At 66.3% G+C, this 410-nt stretch carries 1 protein-coding gene; it reads right to left on the bottom strand.

The genetic code is table 11. The features are described from left to right. On the bottom strand, positions 1-365 hold a 365-nt coding region (locus KDH83_RS31790; RefSeq protein WP_283093873.1), incomplete at its 3' end, for an enolase C-terminal domain-like protein. Positions 366-410: the final 45 nt, after the last annotated feature.

Here is a 410-nt window from a genome sequence, read left to right as displayed (position 1 = left end):
CCGCCGACGCGTTGCAGGTCCGGCATCAGCACGTCAGCGCTGCGCAGTTCCAGCATGCGGCGAAATCCGTAGCGGGTGTATTCGGTTTCACCGCTGGCGACAGGCAGATCCAGCGCGGCCGCAACGCGCGCCAGGCCCGCCACATCCCAGGCGGGCAACGGCTCCTCGAACCAGGCCAGGTCGTGCTCTTCGAGAAGGCGACCCAGGCGGATCGCCTGCGCTTCATTCAGGCCTTGATTGGCGTCCGCCATCAAGCGCACGCCAGGACCGATGGCCTCTCGCACCGCTTTCACCCTGCGCACATCTTCAAGCATGTCCGCCATGCCCAAGCGCATCTTCACGGCGCGAAATCCCTGCGCCACCATTTCCTGGGCCTCGCGTGCCAGCGCATCGATTCCGCGGTCCAGCCA

It is taken from the genome of Achromobacter sp. Marseille-Q0513, from assembly GCF_018195695.1.
In the GTDB taxonomy this organism is placed as follows: domain Bacteria; phylum Pseudomonadota; class Gammaproteobacteria; order Burkholderiales; family Burkholderiaceae_B; genus Achromobacter.
The sequence above is the reverse complement of the archived record's forward strand: the minus strand, read 5'-3'. Positions and strand labels throughout refer to the sequence as shown.